Below are 18,513 nucleotides of genomic sequence, written 5' to 3'. Positions count from 1 at the left end.
CAACTAATAGGATGTTAATGATTTCTGAATTACCTGAAAAACCGCTTGCCTGCTGGCGGGGAAAAGAGCGGTACGGCAACGAACTGCTCGATTGCCTCACCATTATCTTCAAAAGCGGTGGCTGCAGCTGGTCAAAGTGCCGGATGTGCAGTTACCGGCACGAGCGTTATGGCGAACAGAGCTGCGATGCACTCCTCTCCCATCTCCGTGCCCAGCTGGCCTGGGTTGCCCGGGAGAATAAATCCGAAGAATACCGTATGGTGAAGATCTTCACCTCAGGGAGTTTTTTTGACCCTGCCGAAGTCCCCCCGGCGTTTCTTGCCGATGTTGCCGGGGCATTCCGCGGCAAGCTCGTCATCGCAGAGACCCGGCCGGAGTTCGTGCAGGAAGATACATTCAGGGGATTCATCGAGGGTATCGACGACGGGACCTGGAAGACTCCCCTGTACTGTGCCATCGGCCTTGAGACGAGCAGCGATACGATCCGGGAAAAATGCATCAACAAGGGGTTCAGTTTTTCTGATTTCACTATAGCAGCAAAAACCGCCCACGCCGCTGGCGCCGGCGTGAAGGCATATCTCCTCTTAAAGCCGCTCTTCTTAACGGAGCGGGAAGCGGCAAAGGACATGGAGACCACGGTACAGGACGTGGTCCCCCATGCAGAGATGATCTCCATGAATCCCTGCACGGTCCAGCGGAATACGGAACTGGAATTCTACTGGAAACGGGGTGCATACCGGCCACCCTATCTCTGGACGGTTCTCACGCTCCTGAAGAATTCACCCGTCCACATGACCTGCGACCCGCTTGGCGGCGGCCAGAAACGCGGCCCGCACAACTGCGGCACGTGCGATTACGAGCTTGTCAGCGGGATCCGCGACTATTCGCTCAACGGCGATCGCGATCTTATCGGTGCATTGCTGGAAACGGAATGCGGTTGCAGGGCAGAGTGGGAATATGTCCTTGCCCGGGAAAAGCCGTACTGCATGCCGCTGACACGATAATAAAAGAGAAATAATTATTTTCTGGCTTGCCCGCTCTGGATTTCGAGCTGGCGTGCGAGCAGGGGGAGGAAGGTGCCGGCATCCGAGACGATGCTGATTGCCTGGGTCGTCCCGCGGTCCATCAGTTTTGTCAGGTGTGCAGGATTGATATCCACGCAGACCGTCTTGACGCTGGAGGGGAGACAGTTGCCGACCGCAATGGAGTGGAGGAGGGTTGCGATCATCAGCACCATACTGCACCCCTCGATATGTTTCCGCATCGCGTCCTGTGCAACCATGCTGTCCTGTATCACGTCCGGCAGGGGGCCGTCATCGCGGATCGATCCCGCGAGGACAAACGGGATGTCATTCTTCACGCACTCATACATGATCCCGCCCTTGATGACCCCGGTGTCTACCGCTTTTTTTATCGATCCGGCCCGCATGATCTCGCTGATCGCATAGATGTGGTGCTTGTGGCCCCCCATCACGGGGTTGCCGGTGGAGATGTCCATGCCAAGGGAAGTCCCGTACAGGTTGTATTCGATATCGTGCGTTGCCAGGGCATTGCCGGCAAAAAGGACATTGACATACCCGTTATGGATCATGCCGGCAAGTGCCTTACCCGCGCCGGTATGGATGATCGCGGGGCCGCCAACAACGGCGATCTTACCGCCTTTTTTCCGGATATCGAGGATCTCTTTTGCAATCTTTGCGATCAGGGTCTCGCTGGGCCGTTCTGATGAGACCGTCCCGTGCATGAATTCAAACGTGCTCTGCTCGCGGGGGCGCTCGGGATACTGGACGCTCACGCCCTGTTCGCCGACCACGACAAGGTCTCCTTTCCGGATTTTCCCGAGGGCCACGGATCGTGCAGTCTTATTTTCCGGGTCTACAACGATGAGAAAATCCATCTCGATTGCTCCGACCGGGATCCATTCGCCAGCATATTTTATATTGGTCGGGTGGTTGCTTGTCGTGTAGAACCCCCTGGGGGCGACCCGGTCTGCATCGGCTGCGACCAGGTGGACATCCTTCACCTCGAGCGGGCGGGCGCCGAGCCGGTGCACTTCGGACAGGATGGATTGCAGGTTTTTCCTGCTGGATGCGGTGATGCGGAGACGTGCGTAACTCGGGTCGGTCTTTTCCTTGCCAATATCAAAGACAAGGATCTCGAAATTTCCTCCCATGTCCATGACCCGGTCAAAGAGCTGCGTCATGATACCGGAGTCAATGATATGGCCCCGCAGCTCGATCTCCTGCGATTCCACCATAATACTGTGATCTTGGGCGATGATCCTTAATATGCATTCCTGAAAAATATGGCAGGATTATCCGTATTTTGAGTGGATTGCCGCAAATTGGGATGTAATCAGATTGCGAACAATCTCCGGAAGAGTAATTTTCGTTATTTTATATTCTTCAGGTACGTTTCTACGTCATCAAGGTCTGCGCGTGTGTTCACATTCAGGGCAAGGCATGGCTCATCCAGAAGAAGGGGGAATTCATCCTGGACTTTACCAGCACGGTCCCCGCGAAGTATGTTGATCCCGGCAGGACATGCCTCGATACCATTGATCTGCTCGCGGTACGGCATACCGCCATGACAGGAATGAACCCGGCTGGCCGGGACCCACGTTGACAGGGCATCTCTTCCCGCGGTATCATAAGCCCCTGCAATGGATTTGATTGTGTCCCCGGTGATACACGGTATATCGGAAACGGAGATGAAGAGTGGTCTTTCCTCATCCAGTGCCCGGATTGCATGGACCATATCTTCCACAAAACCGCTGCCCTCTGTCCTGCAGACAGGAATATCCCGGGCCCGGCACCAGTTCGCGGTCATGGGTGTCTTTTGGGACACGGCAACTACCGGTTCGCACCCCGCCAGCTGGAACGCTTTGATCACGTAGGCGATCATCGGTTGTCCGTTGATCAGGATGAGTGGCTTTTCCCCGAGGTTGAGCCGGCTCCCGGCCCCGCCGGCCATGATCAGAGCACGCATGCGGCCAGTGCCTCAATTAGTATCCGGTTTTCATCCCGTGTCCTTACGGCGACGCGGATAGACGTAGGCAGCCCGAATGATGTACAATCACGGACAAGAATTCCCTTTTGGGCCAGCATTTCACAAAGGCCTGCAACGTTCTTACCGTAATCCGCGAGGATGTAATTTACCTGGGACGGGGTGCAGCGCATGCCCAGGGCCTGCAATCCTGAGGCCAGCAGGGTACGTTCCTTCTCAATGACGTCCCGTGATACGGCAAGATCGTCCATGTGCAGGAGTGCCTCCATTGCATAGGCCTCGGCATACGCATTCACGCACCAGGGTGAACGGGCAGTCTCGATCTTTTCTATGAACGCCGGATCGCCAAAGCCGTACCCGAACCTGATCCCCGGCACGGAGAACGATTTGGTGAGCGACCGTAATACAAAAAGGGAGGGATCGATGACGTCAGCAACGCTCTCGCCGGGATCCGCAAGTTCGATGAATGCCTCGTCACAGAAGAGCATTCCCCCGTGTTCTGTGGCTGCATGAAGGTGTCTGAGGACCTCTGTCTTCGGTGTTAACAGTCCAGTCGGGTTATTGGGATTGCAGAAGAAGGTGACCGCAGCAGCGGATGGATCGCGTGCCTGGGTTGCTCCCGCAAGGCTGGCTGACAACGCATATTCACCAAATGTCGGGGGCTCCAGGGAGAAGGACCTGTTATTCGATGAATGCCGGAACAGCACGGAACAGAAGACCCTGATCAGTTCGATCGAGCCATTGCCAACACAGATCTCTGAAGGGTCGCGGTGGAAAACATTGCCTATCCGGTCTTTGAGCTCGCTGTACGTGTCATCCGGATATGCCGCAAGACGATCAGGATCCAGTTCCCATGTGAACCGTGGCGGGGAGGGATTCACGCTCGCGCTGAAATCCAGCACCTTTTTGCTGGTTTTTTCCTGTTGCCGCTTTCCCGTCCCCCCATGCACGACCCGTTTAGGAAAGTCAACAACCATAAAAATCCGCTCTATTTCTAAAATACTTGGATTATCTGTCTTAAATGCGTTGTGAAGCCGTTGCGCAGAGCAAAGAAAAAAGTATATATAGATAGGTGCTTTATTTTGAATCATCTGGTTAAGTCAGACACAAGGGTTCTCTTTGTCTGACATATGGACGACAAAAGCCAGACATATGTCAGAAATGTGAGATACAATGATGCAAAGGATCACGCTCCGGTTACCCGAACAGCAGATCAATCTGCTCCAGCAGATGGTCGACTCTGGGGAGTACCCCAATGTATCAGAAGCGGTCAGGGCCGCGGTCCGTGAACTTGTTGAAAAACGAGCAAGTCGTGTCCTTAAGGAAAGTGACCAGGTTTCATTCAAGGTTTGAGAGGGTAGAAGACATGCAGAGTATTATTAACGACGCACTAAAAAACGCCGAACTTGAAAAAGAGGTAAAACAGTCCGGCAACGCAAGCGCAATGGAAGATGATTTTGTTGGCCAGCCAAGAATTGTCATCATCGGTTGCGGAGGCGCAGGGAACAACACGGTCAACCGTATCCACCACATGGGTGTTTCCGGTGCAGAGACCATTGCGATCAACACGGACAAGCAGCACCTGGACATGATCCAGGCCGACAAGCGCATCCTCATCGGGAAGTCCCTGACCAAAGGTCTCGGTGCCGGTGGCTACCCTGATGTCGGGAAACGCGCAGCTGAGATGGCGCGCCCGACACTCGAGGCAATTCTTGAATCGGCAGACCTTGTCTTCATCACGGCAGGTATGGGAGGAGGTACCGGTACCGGCTCCGCACCCGTTGTAGCACAGATCGCAAAGGAACAGGGCGCAATCGTTGTCGGAATGGTCAGCTACCCGTTCCAGGTTGAGAAGGCACGCCTGATCCGTGCAGAAGAGGGTCTTGAGGCATTTGCAGCAGCAGCAGACTCCGTGATCGTCCTCGACAACAACCGGCTGAAGAACTTCGTCCCGAACCTCCCGCTCGGCCAGGCATTCTCCGTCATGGACCAGCTCATTGGTGAGACCGTCAAGGGCATCTCCGAGACCATTACCGAACCGTCACTTATCAACATCGACTACGCAGATGTCCGTGCCATCATGTCCAAGGGTGGCGTCGCTGTCATGCTCGTCGGTGAGAGCAAGCAACAGAACAAGGCAGAGAGCGTTGTCCGCGAGTGCCTGTCCAACCCGATGCTCGACATCGACTACCGCGGCGCAACCGGCAGCCTGATCCACATCACCGGTGGAACTGACCTCACCCTGCAGGATGCAGAAGAAGTCGCAACCTCGCTCACGTACGAGCTCGACCCCCACGCAGATGTCATCTGGGGCGCCCGCGTCAGGAGCGACATGGAAGGAAAGATCCGGGTACTCGCCATCATGACCGGCGTCAAGAGCGCACAGATCCTCGGGACACGCCAGTCCTACAAGACCATGGTTCAGGATATCGAGTGCAAGCGCTCCAACCCCAAGGCAGTCGAGATGCCCGTACAGCGCAGGAGCGGCAGGGACCAGCCAAGTGGCGGCGGCGTCCTTGAATGGGTCGGTTAAGCAACACCACGCACCATAGAACCAATCACAAAATTCCAAAACCAGAAATCCAGGAACTGTTGGTCCATCCCAACGACCAACACCCTTTTTGAAAAAATTCTCATAGAATGGCTCCGGGGCCGGGAATACAAATACCCTTACGACCCGAAGTCTTGTGGCAGGAACAGGAGTTTCATATGGCATCCCGAAGGTTTGTTACAGAGGATACACCGGTAAGGGAAGTGAATTTGCAGAGTGCCAAGCTCTTTAAGAGCGATCTGGATTTTCTCCAGTCACGGGGAATACCGGTCCGTTCGGTACTGCGTGAAGCGCTTCATGAGCATGTCGTGAAGCTGAAGTCGGGCGTTGTTCCGGTGATGACAAAGGAACAGCGGGCAGCATTCATCATGAACGGCCATCTTCCGGTTGGCAGGATCTCGCAGGACTGATGCAAATACGACGATGACTCCGGCAGGGTGTCATCATGATAGTCTCTTCTTGTGGGGGGAAAGGCATTCCCCCGGCAACCTACGCCATTTTATAAAATTATTTTCCTGCTGGTCCCCCTGTCCGGCACGTTGGGTATGTTCGCTGCCGGTAACCGGCGAAACACTTAATAATCCTCCACTCCTTTAAAATATAGTACATTCGAATTAATCCTTCGCTGGGAGGATGGGGGTGAGATCCTGTGGACGATCCCGCCCCGGTATCGGGAGCTGAACATCATGAACAGAGTGTTGAACAAAGACTTCGATCCGAGGTCTTGCCTGAATTCTGCGCTGTTATCCTTTTCTGGTGTTTTTCGTCCTGCATCCTGTATGCAGAGTTATTATCCGGGTGGACCAGAACGCCGTAATCATACGGATCTTGTGCTCGCAAAAACCTCATACGAAAGAGTGTGCACCTCCTGTGAATGGAGAATCTGATGAGGAGTTGGTAACGCATGTTGAATGACCTGATGGAAAAGAGAAAAAAAACCCTTGCCGAGTCTGAAGAACACAAAAACCGCCGCAACGAACTGAATGCGAATGCAAGCAAGTTCGCCCGCGAGCGTAATACCTTAAACAACCAGACCCGCGAGTTTGTCGAAGAGGCGCAGAAGAACAAGGATCTCAGGGACAAATACAACCAGGAAGTCCTGGATATAAAGGCCCAGCGCAACGAGATGAACGACAAGGCCAATGTCCTTTTTGAAGACATTGAATCGTTCAAGAAAGAGCACGGCACGCAGAAGAACCGCGGTGTCAAGGAACTCCAGAAGCAGATCGAGTACATGGAGTACCGCCAGCAGACCGAGGTCTTCACCACCGACAAGGAACGCGAGCTGATCGAGAAGATCAAGCAGATGAAGGGCCAGGTGCGGGAACAGGAAGCCGAGCTCGAACAGAACAAGGAGATGCGCACCAAGATCACCGAAGCCCGCGATTTTCGGAAGGCCGCATCAGACCTCCACGCAAAGGTGACGGAAGTCGCCGAGCTGGCGCAGAAGCACCACGACCTCATGGTCGAGTCCTACCGCAAGGCTGACAAGTCCCGTGAAGCCGCAGATGCGAGCCACAAGAGTTTTGTCGAGGCACAGGAATCTGCGGATGCAGAACACAAGTTCTTTATTGCCTGCCAGAAGGAGCTCCGCGATTACGATAAGGTCATATCAGGCCTGCGCAAGAAGACCAAGAAAGTCAAGGTCACCAAGGAACAGAAAGCTGTCCGGAAAGAGGCTGAGACCCTTTTTAAGAACTTCCGTGCTGGTGAGAAACTCACCACCGACGATCTCCTGCTCCTCCAGCGGTCAAAACTCCTCTGATTTTTTATTTAATCTCTTTTTACTCTGTGTCAGGAATAATTTAATAGATTTACGGCGTTTTTATAGATATAATGACACAGGGGCGGACACTGGTCCTGAGTGTCGACCGTGACGATGACATCGGCTGGAAGGCAAAAATTGACAGCCCGTGCATTGGCCGTGCGGCATGTCTTGAGGCGGCAAATACACTGGCACTCACCGACCCCGAGGATTCTGATGTCAACGCGATCTTTTCCGCGGTCAAGATATTTGACGAACTGACCGCAAACGGCGAGGATGTCGCCATCGCAGTTATTGCCGGCAATCACCTGCATATGATTGAGGGAGATCGCAGGATTGCCACGTCACTCGCAAAGGTTGTTGAAGAGACCGGGGTAACGAACTGTGTCCTAGTGACGGACGGGGCCGAGGACGAGTATGTGATCCCGATCATCCAGTCCAGGATCCCGGTCTCCAGTATCAAGCGGGTGATCGTTAACCAGATGCCCAACCTGGAAGGCACCTACTATATCCTGAAAAAATTATTCGATGACCCGAAGATCTCCCGTATGGTCTTCATCCCGATCGGCCTCGCCATGCTGCTGTATGCCATCGCATACCTGCTCGACAAACCAGAATGGGCGACCATTGTCGTTATCGGTGTTATCGGGTGTTTCCTGCTCTACAAGGGATTCGGGTTTGACGAACTTGTCCACGGGGTTACCGCTGCCCTCAGGGTTTCCCTGTCACGGGGGCGTTTTTCGTTTGTCACCTATACGACCACGATCCTCCTCCTCATCATCGGGTTAACCATCGGGTTCCAGAATGTCCTGATCTATTATTCCGCTGACAGCAGCCTTGGGCTTGTCACGTACCTCATGACATTCATCTATGGGGCATTTGAGTGGCTCATCTTTGCCGGTCTTGTGCTTTCCGTGGGGGTTATCATTGATGTGTACCAGAACGAACGCGAAAACCTGGGCAAGGTGATCGTGTTCCCGTTCTTTGTCACGGCAATCGGTCTTATTCTCTATGCGGCCAGTATCTACACCATCTCGATCCAGGGAGTACCGGATTTTCCCCTCTCGTCTGAAACCATCTCTCAATACATCCTGTGGTCCACCATCAGCGGGATCATCTCGGCAGTTGTCGGCGTGGCAATCCAGTATTACGTCAACCAGAAGATTGTCGGGCAGCAGAAACAGGAGATCATTGAGGTCATCTGACCTGATCTCTCTTGTAGTTACTATTTTCTTTTTATTCTGTTCCCGGTTCTGCCATTGATTCAGTTGTATTATTTGAGTAATTACCTGATCTATTGTCGGGTTCGGGTTCTCGCCCTGATGTGGAGATCAACGAATTGGAAATATGAATGAATACCTGTCTGTAAAACATCATGAACGGCCACTAATGAAACAGGTTTCAGACGGGTTGTCGTTTACTTCAGAAAAAGTACCGCCATTGGAGAAAAACAAAAAAAAGATCGGGAAATTACCTGACCGATAATTGACATGGATACTTACTGTTGTGGAGGACTGTCCGGTGGGACGTTTTCATCATGGGCGAAATAACCGATCCCCTCGGGGAACTGCCGTACCATGCTGAAATTCCGTGTTACCTGGGGAGATTTGACCGTGAGATTCGGGATAACAACATTGAAGTCGTGAGCGGGATACCAGTAAATCCCGTCACCGTACGAGACCGATGCCTGGTCAACGGAAAATTCAGCACTCGAAAGGTCGATTTGCGTTATACGGGCATCTTCGTAATTCAGGATCTTCAGCAGCTTGTTCTTGAGATCCTGTTTGCCGAATAAGAAGAAGATGAATTGCGTTCCCTCATCAACGGTATAGTTGACATGGATGAGGGCCGTGCCGTTATCGAGCTGGACATCAATGTCGGATATCTTGAGATACCCGTACCGTTCCTCCTCTGCCGCGAATACGGGAGCCGCGATGCATATGGATAGGAGTAATATCAGGGCGACCGCACGGGCTCGCATAGCATAATAATTTCGTGAAGTCGGCTTAAATGGTTTTGGGTTGGAATAACCGGTCCCGGGTCTCTTCGATCAGCGGGGAATGGGCGGTATGGAAAAAACATTATTTGTTATTGGTAAGGATAATTTCGATCGAAGATACGTTGGTCTTGCCGGAATCCGTGTCGATAATTTCCGTGGAGGTCAGGATCTCTTTTTTTGTGACCCCTTCAAGGAAACGGTTCAGTGCGATCTCTGAAGTATCGACCGCCCGTGAGATCGCCTTACCCCTGGCCTTGATCGCCACCTCGGTGGCACCATTGTTAAACTGGGTCACCACGGCAAGCACGTAGTTCATGACGGGCTTGTTTCCAACGAATACTGTGTTCTCTCTTGGCTGCATAGGTTTCCCCCTGTTTTAAAGATACTTCTTCTTCGTGATCAGCTCTGCGTTCAGTACACTGGCACCGGCGGCGCCCCGGATCGTGTTGTGTCCCATGGCCACGAACCGCACACCTTCGCGGAGCCGTCCGACCGAGACGGTCATGCCCCTGCCCCGCATACGGTCGAGCCGTGGCTGCGGGCGGTCCGGCTGGTCCTCCTCAAAGAAGTGGACCGATTCAGCCGGCTGGGTAGGGAGTCCCCTGATGGGGGGCTTGTAATCGCGGAATGCCTTACGGATCTTGTCAAGCGGCTGCCGGATGTCCGCCCAGATCGCCATCGTGTGCCCGTCGATTACCGGGACGCGGTGGCAGCTGGCGCTGACTTTGAAGGGGGCGTTCTGGATCTTTTTGCCCTTCAGCGTGCCCATGATCTTGAGCGCTTCCGTTTCCATCTTCTCCTCTTCCTGGCCGATATAGGGGATCACGTTATCGTAGATCGCCATTGCCGCGACACCCTCGAATCCCGCACCGGAGATCGCCTGCATGGTCGCCACCCTGATATCCGTGAACTTAAACTGCTTCAGCGGGGCAAGGGCCGTCACCATCATGATGGTGGAGCAGTTGGGGTTCGTTACGATGAACCCGTCACGTCCTTTCTCCCGCTGGACATCGATGAGGCCCAGGTGTTCCGGGTTGACTTCCGGCACCACGAGCGGGATCGTTGGCTCCATCCGGTGGGAGCTTGCATTGCTGCAGACCCCAAAACCGGCATCGGCAAATTTTGTCTCAACCGAAGACGCAATGTCTGCCGGCAGGGCAGAAAAGACAAGATCGACATTCTTCATTGCACCCGGGGATATCGAAACGACCTTGATCTTCCCGATATTCTCCGGAAATGGCGTATCAAGCCGCCATTTTACAACTTTTCCATAGGGTTTTCCCGCACTGCGATCGGAAGCGGCAAGCGTCGTGAGTTTGAACCAGGGATGATCCGCTAGAAGTTCAACAAATCGCTGACCAACCGCGCCCGTAGCACCGAGCACTCCAACATTGATCATGATGACAGGTCCTGTGTATGTTTGTTTTCCCCGTTCTTTTAGAATATTGGCGGGTTGCAAAATCCCATTTCACTTAGGATGATAAAAACATTGTTTTTTATAATTATTTCAGGCCCGGAACGACCGGTGGTGCAGGCACACAGGCTCTTGTTGCACCAGTAGATCCGGATCACCGGGAACGGATCGGATTCCCCGGCATGGTGCAGGATCACGCTTAAATGATAAAAAACAGGGCCGGTGGTAACCGGTTTATTCCATATGAATCGCTTCGGACGGGCAGACGTCGACACAGGTCTGGCAGTCGACACACATGTCCTTGTCGACCTTTGCCTTCTCGTTCTCCATGGCAATTGCCGATGCGGGGCATTCGCTGACGCAGGTTTCACAGCCGGTACATTTCTTCTCATCGACAACAGCAACCATGACCCTTTACTCCATGCTGATGGCTTCGGATGGGCAGACGTCGACACAGGTCTGGCAATCCACACACATGTCTTTGTCCACTTTTGCTTTCTCACTATCAATGGCGATTGCGGATGCGGGACATTCGCTCACGCAGGTTTCACAGCCGGTACATTTATCTTTGTCAACGATTGCTGCCAACTCGTTCACTCCGTTCTATATGTTTCTTTTATGGGTAAAAAAAGGGTTACTATTCTTACATACAAAAATCAGGCGGAAAGAAACCAGAAAAAACCTTAAAAAAAGAGGAGAATTACTTTTTCAGGCCGAGCACATCGCTCATGCCGTAGATACCGGGCTTCTTCCCGACAACCCAGCGGGCTGCAACGAGAGCTCCGCTGGCAAAGACCGAGCGGTCGTAGGCCCGGTGAGAGAGCTCGATCGTCTCGAAGTTCTTTGAGTACATCACCTTGTGATCGCCCACGATATCCCCGCCACGGATTACGTGCACGCCGATCTCGTCCTGACGCTCGGTCATACCCTCGCGCCCGTATTGCTTCATTCGGGCACCGGCCTCCTCTTCGATGATCTGGAGGATCGTCTTTGCCGTCCCGCTCGGTGCATCCTTCTTGTTACGGTGGTGCGCCTCGATCACTTCGATATCATAGTCTTTTAAGAGCCGTGCCGATTCCCTAACAAGCTGCTGGAAGATGGCAACCCCGATCGAAAAGTTGGTGGATATGACTGCCGGGACATGGCCGGTTATCGCTTTCTCCATCTCGGCCCGCTGTTCGGAGGAGATACCCGTGGTGCCGACAATGAGGGCGCAGTTGTTCCTCGCCGCCATCTGGACGTTCCCGACAGCCGCGCTCGCTATTGTAAAATCGATGACAACATCCGCCTTTGTCTTCTTTAACAGGGCATCGGCATCTTTTGATTCCACGATATCGGCACCGAAAAAGGAGCTGGTCCTGAGATTGATCCCGCCCACAAGCTCCATGTCCGGTGCATCGTGCACCATCCGCCCGAGGGTCTGCCCCATTCTTCCCGAGGCTCCGCAGATAACCACCTTGATCATGATCGGATCACCTGAGCGTGCGCCGGGTTGTGGTTTTCTTCGGTACGGCTTTTCTGGTGGCTGGTTTCTTCACAACCTTTTTAACCGGTGCCTTTTTGGGTGCCGCCTTCACTGCACCTTTCGGGATCGTTTGGAGGATCTTCTTGAGTTGTTCGGTCTTCTTTGCATCCAGTTCATCGAGCGGGAGCCGGACCGGTCCTCCTGCGAGACCGATCAGTTCCACTGCTTTCTTGACCGGGATTGGGTTCGTATCGATGAACATGGAGCGGAGAAGTGGCGACAGTGCGTAGTGGAGCACGAGCGCCTTCTGGTAATCCCCGTGTTTCATCGCCTCGTACATCGCGACCATCCGCGCCGGGTCCACGTTCGCCGCAACGGAGATGACGCCCGCCCCCCCGAGTGCAAGGATCGGGAGGGTGATATTATCGTCCCCGGAGATGACCAGGAAGTCTTCGTCCTGCGTCTCTTCGATAATCCGGGAGATCTGGCCGATGTTGCCGCTCGCTTCTTTGACCCCGACAATGTTGGGGTGCTGTGCGAGTTCTGCAACAAGATCGGGCTCAAGGTTCTGGCCGGTCCGTCCCGGGACATTGTACATGATCACCGGGATATCGAGATCCGCAAGCTTCGTGTAGTGCTTGATGAGGCCGGACCGGTTCGGCTTGTTATAGTACGGACTGATGGCGAGCACGCCGTCCGCACCGATGTCCTTTGCCGCCTTCGTCAAGCGCACTGCCTCGGCAGTGTTGTTGGAACCCGTGCCGGCAAGCACGGGGATTTTGCCATTGACCTTGTCGACCGTGACCGTAATGACCTTCTCATGTTCCTCGAACGTGAGCGTTGCAGACTCGCCAGTCGAACCGCAGGGTACAATCCCGTGGATGCCACGGGACATAAGAAATCCGATGTTTTGCTCAAGACCCGGGATGTCCAGGCCCATTGCAGGGTTTCTTTTAAAAGGGGTTATTATTGCCGGAAGGACACCTTCGAACATAAATAGGATTATGCGTGTCTTTTGGTATTTATTTTTCTTGTAATGTATCCGGCGATGCGGTTCCGGACGCGTTTGCTGCTGATGACGGCGGACGAGCTGAGCTGCACCTTGTTCTCATCGAAACTGCCCGAGAAGTAATCCCTCTGCTGTTTCAGAAGTTCTGTTCCAATGTTCTTGATATATGACGGCTTAATTCCCATGTGAGATTCCTCAAGAATTCTATAATTTAAATGCGGTTAGAGCAGATAATGATATTGTTTGCAACGCCGGCCGGATCCTCGCCAAGAAGAATGAGCACGGCTCCGGTGTCACGGCTGCCACGGGAATAAATCACGTCGGGGACCTCCTCTTTGCAGCATGAAGCCACCCCCCAGTCCATGGTGCTGATGCCCGGCGGGGCTTTGGTTGCATCAAAGGATACCGCTTCAAGGAACAGGGACTCGTCCAGCACCTTCAGTGCCCGGTCGGAATACCGGAGCAGTGCTGCACATCTCCGGCGGGGATCGAATCGCATCACGGTCAGGATCACCCGGGCGATCTCTTCGTCCGTGCCGAATAAACAGGGCCCGCCGGTCTTCATGGCCCCGGCCGGGCCGGATATCCTGTCCTCAACGGCTGCGATGCCGTTCTTGTCCCGGGCCCCCCGGATCGCGTAGCCGACCTGTGCGCCGGCAGGAGGAACCAGTTCCGGACTCATCGATTGCGTGAGCAGGGCAACCGCATGCTCCAGCCGGGCAAGGACTGCATTGCGTTCAGAGACCGGATCCATCACAGTACTCTTGGAGGGCGAGGTATAATTAAGATGATTACGCCCGAGTTCCCGGAGATGATCAGCTCAGCTCCAGCTCGCCCCGGATCTCCATCATGCCTGAGAGTGCAATACCATAAAATTCAGGGAGAGGAATGACCGGCGCGATAAGAGCAATCCGGTCCCGGTCACAGCCGGCCGCAAACGACTTCTCCTTTGCTTTCCTGGTGATCGTCTTTACCGAGACATCGGAAAGGTGACCGCCCTTCACCAGAGCACAGGCAGTGATGAGCCCCGAGATACTGTCGGCCGCCTGGAGCACGATCTCCACCGGTCGCGTATAGGACCCGTTGAAGAGCAGGTGATTATGCCTCCGGATGATCTCAGCCTCGTCCGGATCGATCCCGTGGAGCAGGAGGATCTCTTTTCCCACAGCACCATGCTGCTGCATGTACGAGGGATTCGTCAGAATCCCGAATCGAGAAGAACCACCCGGATTCTTCGAGTCGCCATGGATTTGTTCGAAATCAATATCATGCAGGATCCCGATCCGCTCCCATGCTGCATCATCCTCCCTGAGATGACGGGCCGCACTCTTCATGATCGCACCGGTTGCACGGCAGTGGCGGACGAGGTGTTCGTCATGGATATGGGTCCGGAGAAGTGCCAGCGAGGCTGTTTTGTCCATGACAGTGATGTTGTACCAGGGAACGATACGTGTTTTTGTAATGGCTGAGGACAGGGGGTCGGTAAACCTATATCCTCCCGTGTCGAAAAGAGTATGAATGGATGCGCGACTCCTTGATGTGGTCATCGGCGTGACCGCCTTTATTATCCTGATCGTATTACTTGCCGTGTTGCCGATGGTGCTGCCGGGTTTTGTATCGCTGGCATACCTTGCGGCAATCATCGGCTTCATGATCTTCCTGTCCGGTGCAGGATACCTGGTGAACGAGAAGATTACGTAGGCGGTGCCGGAGGATTTTCTCCGCTCTCCCCTTCTGCTTTTTTTGGCCCTTTACGGCTCATGTCCCTCTTTTTTACCTTGTAGTAACTGAGCGGGTGGCTGACTTTTTCACAGAGCGTGTCCCGGTTGACGCACAGCCCGGTCGTGCGCATGGCGGCACAGGCCGGCGCCGTATACTCGGTGCCCGACCCGCCCCGGCCCGTGATGTGCTCCACCTGGTACATTGTTTTTTCAGGATCAAAGTCCGGTGAACGGGCATAGAGCCCGGCAATGCCGCTCACGTCCATGCCGATCGTGTGGAGGAACGTGGTGATCGAGAACCGGCCTGCATGGGTCAGGTTGGTGCCTGCGGTCAGTGCCGTGACCAGCGCCTGCATGCAGGGCGGGAATGCACTCTCCTCGATCGCACCGAACTGCTGGAGCATCTGCTCCTGGTATTCTTTTTTGATGAGATTTGCTATTGGAGAAAGTTGTTCGCAGATCCCTTTTGGTACATTGTAGGGGAGGTCCCGCCGGAGGATCACGCGGATGCGTTCCCGTAACAGTTCGAGGAGTTCTCCCTTTTTTATCTGCACAAGCCCGTTTGCAACCCGGCGATTGACCAGTTTGAACCTCGGGTCATGCAATACCGCGACAATCTCGACATAATCGGTAAGGGGCATCTGCTCTTTCGAGAGATCGATCCTGAACTCCGCTGCGAGATAACTGGCTATGGCACTGTTGTTGTCATCATCGATAACGGCGTTCTCGTTCCAGCCTCTCTCGTTCTCTGAGCCGGTCTCTGTATTGAGAAAATGGTAAGCGCGCTCAGCCTCGTACCGGGTCAGCCGGTCGTACAGCTGCTTGTCCCTGATGCATGACACGATGATCCGCGACAAGACGTAACTGGCGATCTCATCTTCGTCGCGGTACTGGAAGTGGGCAACAAATGTCTTTTTTGAGGACAGGGCCTGGTTGATCCGTTTCACTGCCAGATTAACGAGAATCTGTCCCCTTTCTTCTTTCAATAATTGCTCAAGTGGCGGGGAATGCCGGATATGGTCCTGTGCTTTTTTTAAAAAGGGAAAGTGGGAAAGTTCCTTGGTCGTTGGAGCATGCTCCATCAGTCAGCCTCGATACGGGGCGCGAGGAGGTACTCGACATGGCCGTTGCCGCCCGCGATATCGAACGCGAACCGGACCGGGTGGTCGATGCCAAGGAAGATCTCGACTTCGGCCGCATGGCTCATGACCTTGCCCATGTCCTTGAGATAATCGAGGGAGAAGAGCGAGCGGGCCTCCGACGGGGTAAGCGAGACGAGCTCGTCTTTCGTGAATTCCCGGCGGATGTGATCGGTGTCGCCTTCGGCAATGAGATAGAAGGTCTGGTCCTTGGGGTTGATCCCGAGCGCGATCTTGTCCGAGATCACGGCCGCGGCCTTCATCGCGTTGTTGAGGTCCTCGCCCTTGATCACAATCCGGCCCGGCAGGTTGATGGTGGGCGGGTTCGGATCTTTCCTGATCGTGTTCGTGTCGAGGAGCGTGATCGAGTAGTGGTAGCCGTGGACCGAGACCGACATCTTCTGGGCGTTGTCAGCCATCTCGATGCTGATCAGGTCGCCCTTCCCGGCCATCCCGAAGATGTTCTTCATCTTCATGAGGTCGATACCCAGCTGGCTCTGCGTTGCCTTATACGAATCGAACGCTTCTTTCCTGAGCGTGAGGGAGATCATCGCCACGTTTGCCGTGTCAACGGCCCTCGTGGTGAACCCGCTCTCGTCCGTATGCAGGCGGCACTCAGGGATGAGGGCCGAGATTGCTTCGATTGCTTCCCTGAACATGTCTGCATCAATGGTTGCTTTTAACATCGGTTACCCCTTAACAAACTCTAATACAGTATATCGTCATACTTTAATTATAGTGTTTTGGGTTTTAACCCAATATCAAGGTTTTTTAACCGGGAATGATCGGTACCATGGGTTCACAATGGGGATATGACAAGACGCACATCCGGGCGAAACAGGAAGGGTACCGTTCCCGGGCAGCCTACAAGCTCCTCGAGATACAGAAAAAGTTCGAGATCGTGCGGACGGATGACAATATCGTCGATCTCGGTGCTGCACCCGGGAGCTGGCTCCAGGTGGAGCGGGAGCTCACGGGCGCCCGGGTGGTCGGCATCGACCTCAATCCCATTGCCGTACTCAAAGGCGTGGAGACAATCGTTGGCGACCTCAACGACCCCGAAGTGCTGGAGCAGGTCAGGTCCCTGCTCGATGTTGTCAATGTTGTCCTCTGCGATGCGGCCCCTAAGCTATCCGGGCACAAGAGTTACGACCAGGCCCGGATCATCGAACTGAACGAGCAGGCACTGGCATTTGCCTGCAAGGTCTTAAAACAGGGCGGCAATTTCGCGGTGAAATCCTTCCAGGGCACGGACTTCCCGGAACTCTACGCGATGACAAAGGAACACTTTTATTCCGTCAAGACCTGTATTACAAAATCCACCCGGAAGGGAAGCACGGAACTCTATATCGTTGCGAAAAATTTCAAGGGATGAGCCCGCCCCATGGTACTGAAAGACCCCTATGACCGCCCGATCACCAACCTCCGCATCAGCCTCACGTCAAGATGCAACCTGAAGTGTATCTACTGCCACCGCGAGGGCGAGGTGAAGCCCGAGGCCGAACTCCCGCTCGAACAGGTAGCGGAGATCCTCAGGGTTGCGGCTAAGTTCGGGATCAGGAGCGTCAAGTTCACCGGTGGCGAACCTCTCCTGAGGAAGGACATCATTGATATCGTCCGCGCCGTCCCCCCGGGCATGGAGTCCTCGATGACCACGAACGGGATCCTCCTTTCCCGGTATGCCCATGACCTCAAAGCCGCGGGGATGAAGCGGGTGAACGTGAGCATTGACAGCATCAACCCGGAGACGTACCAGAGGATCACCGGTTTTGACCAGCTCGGGAAGGTCTTAGACGGCATGAAGGTTGCTATCGACTCCGGCCTCACCCCCATCAAGATCAACATGGTCGTGCTCGAAGGGATCAATGACACAGAGGTTGATGATTTCCTTGCGTATATCCGGGGGAACCGTGACCTGATCCTCCAGCTCATCGAACTGATGGACTTCAATGACTGCGACCACCACTCGAAACTGAACGGCCTTGAGGACTCGCTTGCGGCACGCTCAAAAACGATCATCACGCGCCGGATGCACCACCGGAAGAAGTACTGCCTTGACGGTGCCGAGGTCGAGGTGGTCCGCCCGCTCCACAACTCCGAGTTCTGCAGATTCTGCAACCGGCTCCGTGTGACATCGGACGGGAAGCTGAAACCCTGCCTGCTACGGACGGACAACCATGTTGATATCCGCGGGAAGAGCGGGAACGAGCTTGAAGACCTGTTCCGGAAAGCGGTGTCGCTGAGGGAACCGTACTATAAGTGATTATTTTGGCCGGGTTTTTTATCAGACCGGGTTTTTTTGTGAAAAAAATACAGAATTAAAAAAATATGCCAGCGTGATGCAGAAGGGAGACCTAACCAAAAAATCTTCGCAAAACAATACCCCTACTCTGGATGTATTCTTCTCTTCAGTCAGGTTTGGAGATGTTGGCATTATCCTCGAC

At 54.1% G+C, this 18,513-nt stretch carries 24 protein-coding genes; 9 read left to right on the top strand and 15 right to left on the bottom strand.

What is annotated here, in order from left to right; all coding sequences use genetic code 11:
* The first annotated feature begins 17 nt into the window (after positions 1 to 17).
* A complete protein-coding gene (locus tag M0R30_RS09900; protein ID WP_292546374.1) occupies positions 18 to 1,004 on the top strand; it encodes an archaeosine biosynthesis radical SAM protein RaSEA in 987 nt (328 codons plus the stop codon).
* A 14-nt stretch (positions 1,005 to 1,018) separates the two neighbouring features.
* Here M0R30_RS09900 and M0R30_RS09895 read toward each other — a convergent pair whose 3' ends face one another.
* The 3 genes from M0R30_RS09895 to M0R30_RS09885 all read right to left on the bottom strand — a co-directional run bounded on the left by M0R30_RS09895 (position 1,019) and on the right by M0R30_RS09885 (position 3,983).
* Positions 1,019 to 2,257 carry a TIGR00300 family protein gene (locus M0R30_RS09895; protein WP_292546372.1) on the bottom strand — a complete coding sequence of 413 codons (1,239 nt, stop codon included), beginning with the start codon at positions 2,255 to 2,257 and terminating at the stop codon, positions 1,019 to 1,021.
* Between the two features lie 134 nt (positions 2,258 to 2,391).
* Positions 2,392 to 2,988, bottom strand: a complete 597-nt coding sequence (locus M0R30_RS09890; protein WP_292546371.1) for an NTP transferase domain-containing protein — start codon at positions 2,986 to 2,988, stop codon at positions 2,392 to 2,394.
* Positions 2,976 to 3,983, bottom strand: a complete 1,008-nt coding sequence (locus tag M0R30_RS09885; protein WP_292546370.1) for a histidinol-phosphate transaminase — start codon at positions 3,981 to 3,983, stop codon at positions 2,976 to 2,978. The genes M0R30_RS09890 and M0R30_RS09885 overlap by 13 nt, the downstream gene beginning before the upstream one ends.
* Positions 3,984 to 4,179: 196 nt before the next feature.
* Here M0R30_RS09885 and M0R30_RS09880 point away from each other — a divergent pair, with 196 nt between their 5' ends.
* The 5 genes from M0R30_RS09880 (at position 4,180) to M0R30_RS09860 (ending at position 8,527) form a co-directional block, all read left to right on the top strand.
* Complete coding sequence (locus tag M0R30_RS09880) at positions 4,180 to 4,359, top strand: type II toxin-antitoxin system ParD family antitoxin (RefSeq protein WP_015285751.1); 180 nt, start codon at positions 4,180 to 4,182, stop codon at positions 4,357 to 4,359.
* 13 nt (positions 4,360 to 4,372) lie between these two features.
* Positions 4,373 to 5,539: a cell division protein FtsZ gene (gene ftsZ, locus M0R30_RS09875; protein ID WP_292546369.1), complete on the top strand. Its 1,167-nt coding sequence runs from the start codon at positions 4,373 to 4,375 to the stop codon at positions 5,537 to 5,539.
* Between the two features lie 176 nt (positions 5,540 to 5,715).
* Positions 5,716 to 5,967, top strand: coding sequence for a hypothetical protein (locus M0R30_RS09870; RefSeq protein WP_292546368.1), 252 nt, complete (start codon positions 5,716 to 5,718; stop codon positions 5,965 to 5,967).
* A gap of 494 nt (positions 5,968 to 6,461) precedes the next feature.
* Positions 6,462 to 7,322 (top strand): phosphoserine phosphatase, encoded by an 861-nt coding sequence (locus M0R30_RS09865; protein ID WP_292546366.1) that lies wholly within the window; start codon positions 6,462 to 6,464, stop codon positions 7,320 to 7,322.
* 71 nt (positions 7,323 to 7,393) lie between these two features.
* The gene (locus tag M0R30_RS09860) at positions 7,394 to 8,527 is read left to right on the top strand and encodes a DUF373 family protein (protein ID WP_292546365.1); all 1,134 of its coding nucleotides are present in this window, start codon (positions 7,394 to 7,396) and stop codon (positions 8,525 to 8,527) included.
* A gap of 293 nt (positions 8,528 to 8,820) precedes the next feature.
* On the opposite strand, the gene M0R30_RS09855 is transcribed toward M0R30_RS09860, so the two are convergent.
* From M0R30_RS09855 to M0R30_RS09810, 10 genes are all read right to left on the bottom strand, one after another.
* Entirely contained in the window at positions 8,821 to 9,303 is a 483-nt protein-coding gene (locus M0R30_RS09855; RefSeq protein WP_292546363.1) for a hypothetical protein, read from the bottom strand.
* A gap of 100 nt (positions 9,304 to 9,403) precedes the next feature.
* A complete protein-coding gene (gene albA, locus M0R30_RS09850) occupies positions 9,404 to 9,682 on the bottom strand; it encodes a DNA-binding protein Alba (protein ID WP_292546361.1) in 279 nt (92 codons plus the stop codon).
* Between the two features lie 15 nt (positions 9,683 to 9,697).
* Complete coding sequence (gene asd / locus M0R30_RS09845; protein WP_292546359.1) at positions 9,698 to 10,720, bottom strand: aspartate-semialdehyde dehydrogenase; 1,023 nt, start codon at positions 10,718 to 10,720, stop codon at positions 9,698 to 9,700.
* A 249-nt stretch (positions 10,721 to 10,969) separates the two neighbouring features.
* Complete coding sequence (locus M0R30_RS09840; protein WP_292546358.1) at positions 10,970 to 11,143, bottom strand: 4Fe-4S binding protein; 174 nt, start codon at positions 11,141 to 11,143, stop codon at positions 10,970 to 10,972.
* Positions 11,144 to 11,149: 6 nt separating this feature from the next.
* A complete protein-coding gene (locus M0R30_RS09835; RefSeq protein WP_292546356.1) occupies positions 11,150 to 11,323 on the bottom strand; it encodes a 4Fe-4S binding protein in 174 nt (57 codons plus the stop codon).
* A 112-nt stretch (positions 11,324 to 11,435) separates the two neighbouring features.
* Positions 11,436 to 12,200 carry a 4-hydroxy-tetrahydrodipicolinate reductase gene (dapB, locus tag M0R30_RS09830; RefSeq protein WP_292546354.1) on the bottom strand — a complete coding sequence of 255 codons (765 nt, stop codon included), beginning with the start codon at positions 12,198 to 12,200 and terminating at the stop codon, positions 11,436 to 11,438.
* 7 nt (positions 12,201 to 12,207) lie between these two features.
* Positions 12,208 to 13,194 (bottom strand): 4-hydroxy-tetrahydrodipicolinate synthase, encoded by a 987-nt coding sequence (dapA, locus tag M0R30_RS09825; RefSeq protein ID WP_292546352.1) that lies wholly within the window; start codon positions 13,192 to 13,194, stop codon positions 12,208 to 12,210.
* Between the two features lie 8 nt (positions 13,195 to 13,202).
* On the bottom strand, positions 13,203 to 13,394 hold the full coding sequence (locus tag M0R30_RS09820) for a 30S ribosomal protein S17e (RefSeq protein ID WP_292546350.1): 192 nt from the start codon (positions 13,392 to 13,394) through the stop codon (positions 13,203 to 13,205).
* Between the two features lie 26 nt (positions 13,395 to 13,420).
* Positions 13,421 to 13,963, bottom strand: coding sequence for a thiamine-phosphate synthase family protein (locus M0R30_RS09815; RefSeq protein ID WP_292546348.1), 543 nt, complete (start codon positions 13,961 to 13,963; stop codon positions 13,421 to 13,423).
* A gap of 61 nt (positions 13,964 to 14,024) precedes the next feature.
* A complete protein-coding gene (locus tag M0R30_RS09810) occupies positions 14,025 to 14,630 on the bottom strand; it encodes an HDIG domain-containing metalloprotein (RefSeq protein ID WP_292546346.1) in 606 nt (201 codons plus the stop codon).
* Between the two features lie 97 nt (positions 14,631 to 14,727).
* Here M0R30_RS09810 and M0R30_RS09805 point away from each other — a divergent pair, with 97 nt between their 5' ends.
* Complete coding sequence (locus M0R30_RS09805; protein ID WP_292546344.1) at positions 14,728 to 14,910, top strand: hypothetical protein; 183 nt, start codon at positions 14,728 to 14,730, stop codon at positions 14,908 to 14,910.
* Here M0R30_RS09805 and M0R30_RS09800 read toward each other — a convergent pair.
* Both M0R30_RS09800 and M0R30_RS09795 read right to left on the bottom strand, forming a co-directional pair.
* On the bottom strand, positions 14,903 to 16,012 hold the full coding sequence (locus M0R30_RS09800; RefSeq protein ID WP_292546342.1) for a DNA primase large subunit PriL: 1,110 nt from the start codon (positions 16,010 to 16,012) through the stop codon (positions 14,903 to 14,905). The two genes, M0R30_RS09805 and M0R30_RS09800, sit on opposite strands and share 8 nt — an antisense overlap.
* A complete protein-coding gene (locus M0R30_RS09795) occupies positions 16,012 to 16,755 on the bottom strand; it encodes a DNA polymerase sliding clamp (protein ID WP_292546340.1) in 744 nt (247 codons plus the stop codon). Before M0R30_RS09795 ends, M0R30_RS09800 begins: the two co-directional genes overlap by 1 nt.
* Positions 16,756 to 16,862: 107 nt before the next feature.
* On the opposite strand from M0R30_RS09795, the gene M0R30_RS09790 reads away from it, so the two are divergent.
* Positions 16,863 to 17,444: an RlmE family RNA methyltransferase gene (locus M0R30_RS09790; RefSeq protein ID WP_292546338.1), complete on the top strand. Its 582-nt coding sequence runs from the start codon at positions 16,863 to 16,865 to the stop codon at positions 17,442 to 17,444.
* Positions 17,445 to 17,453: 9 nt separating this feature from the next.
* Positions 17,454 to 18,332 carry a GTP 3',8-cyclase MoaA gene (moaA, locus tag M0R30_RS09785; RefSeq protein WP_292546337.1) on the top strand — a complete coding sequence of 293 codons (879 nt, stop codon included), beginning with the start codon at positions 17,454 to 17,456 and terminating at the stop codon, positions 18,330 to 18,332.
* Positions 18,333 to 18,513: the final 181 nt, after the last annotated feature.

This window comes from Methanoregula sp., assembly GCF_023227875.1.
Taxonomy (GTDB): Archaea; Halobacteriota; Methanomicrobia; order Methanomicrobiales; family Methanospirillaceae; genus Methanoregula.
The sequence above is the reverse complement of the archived record's forward strand: the minus strand, read 5'-3'. Positions and strand labels throughout refer to the sequence as shown.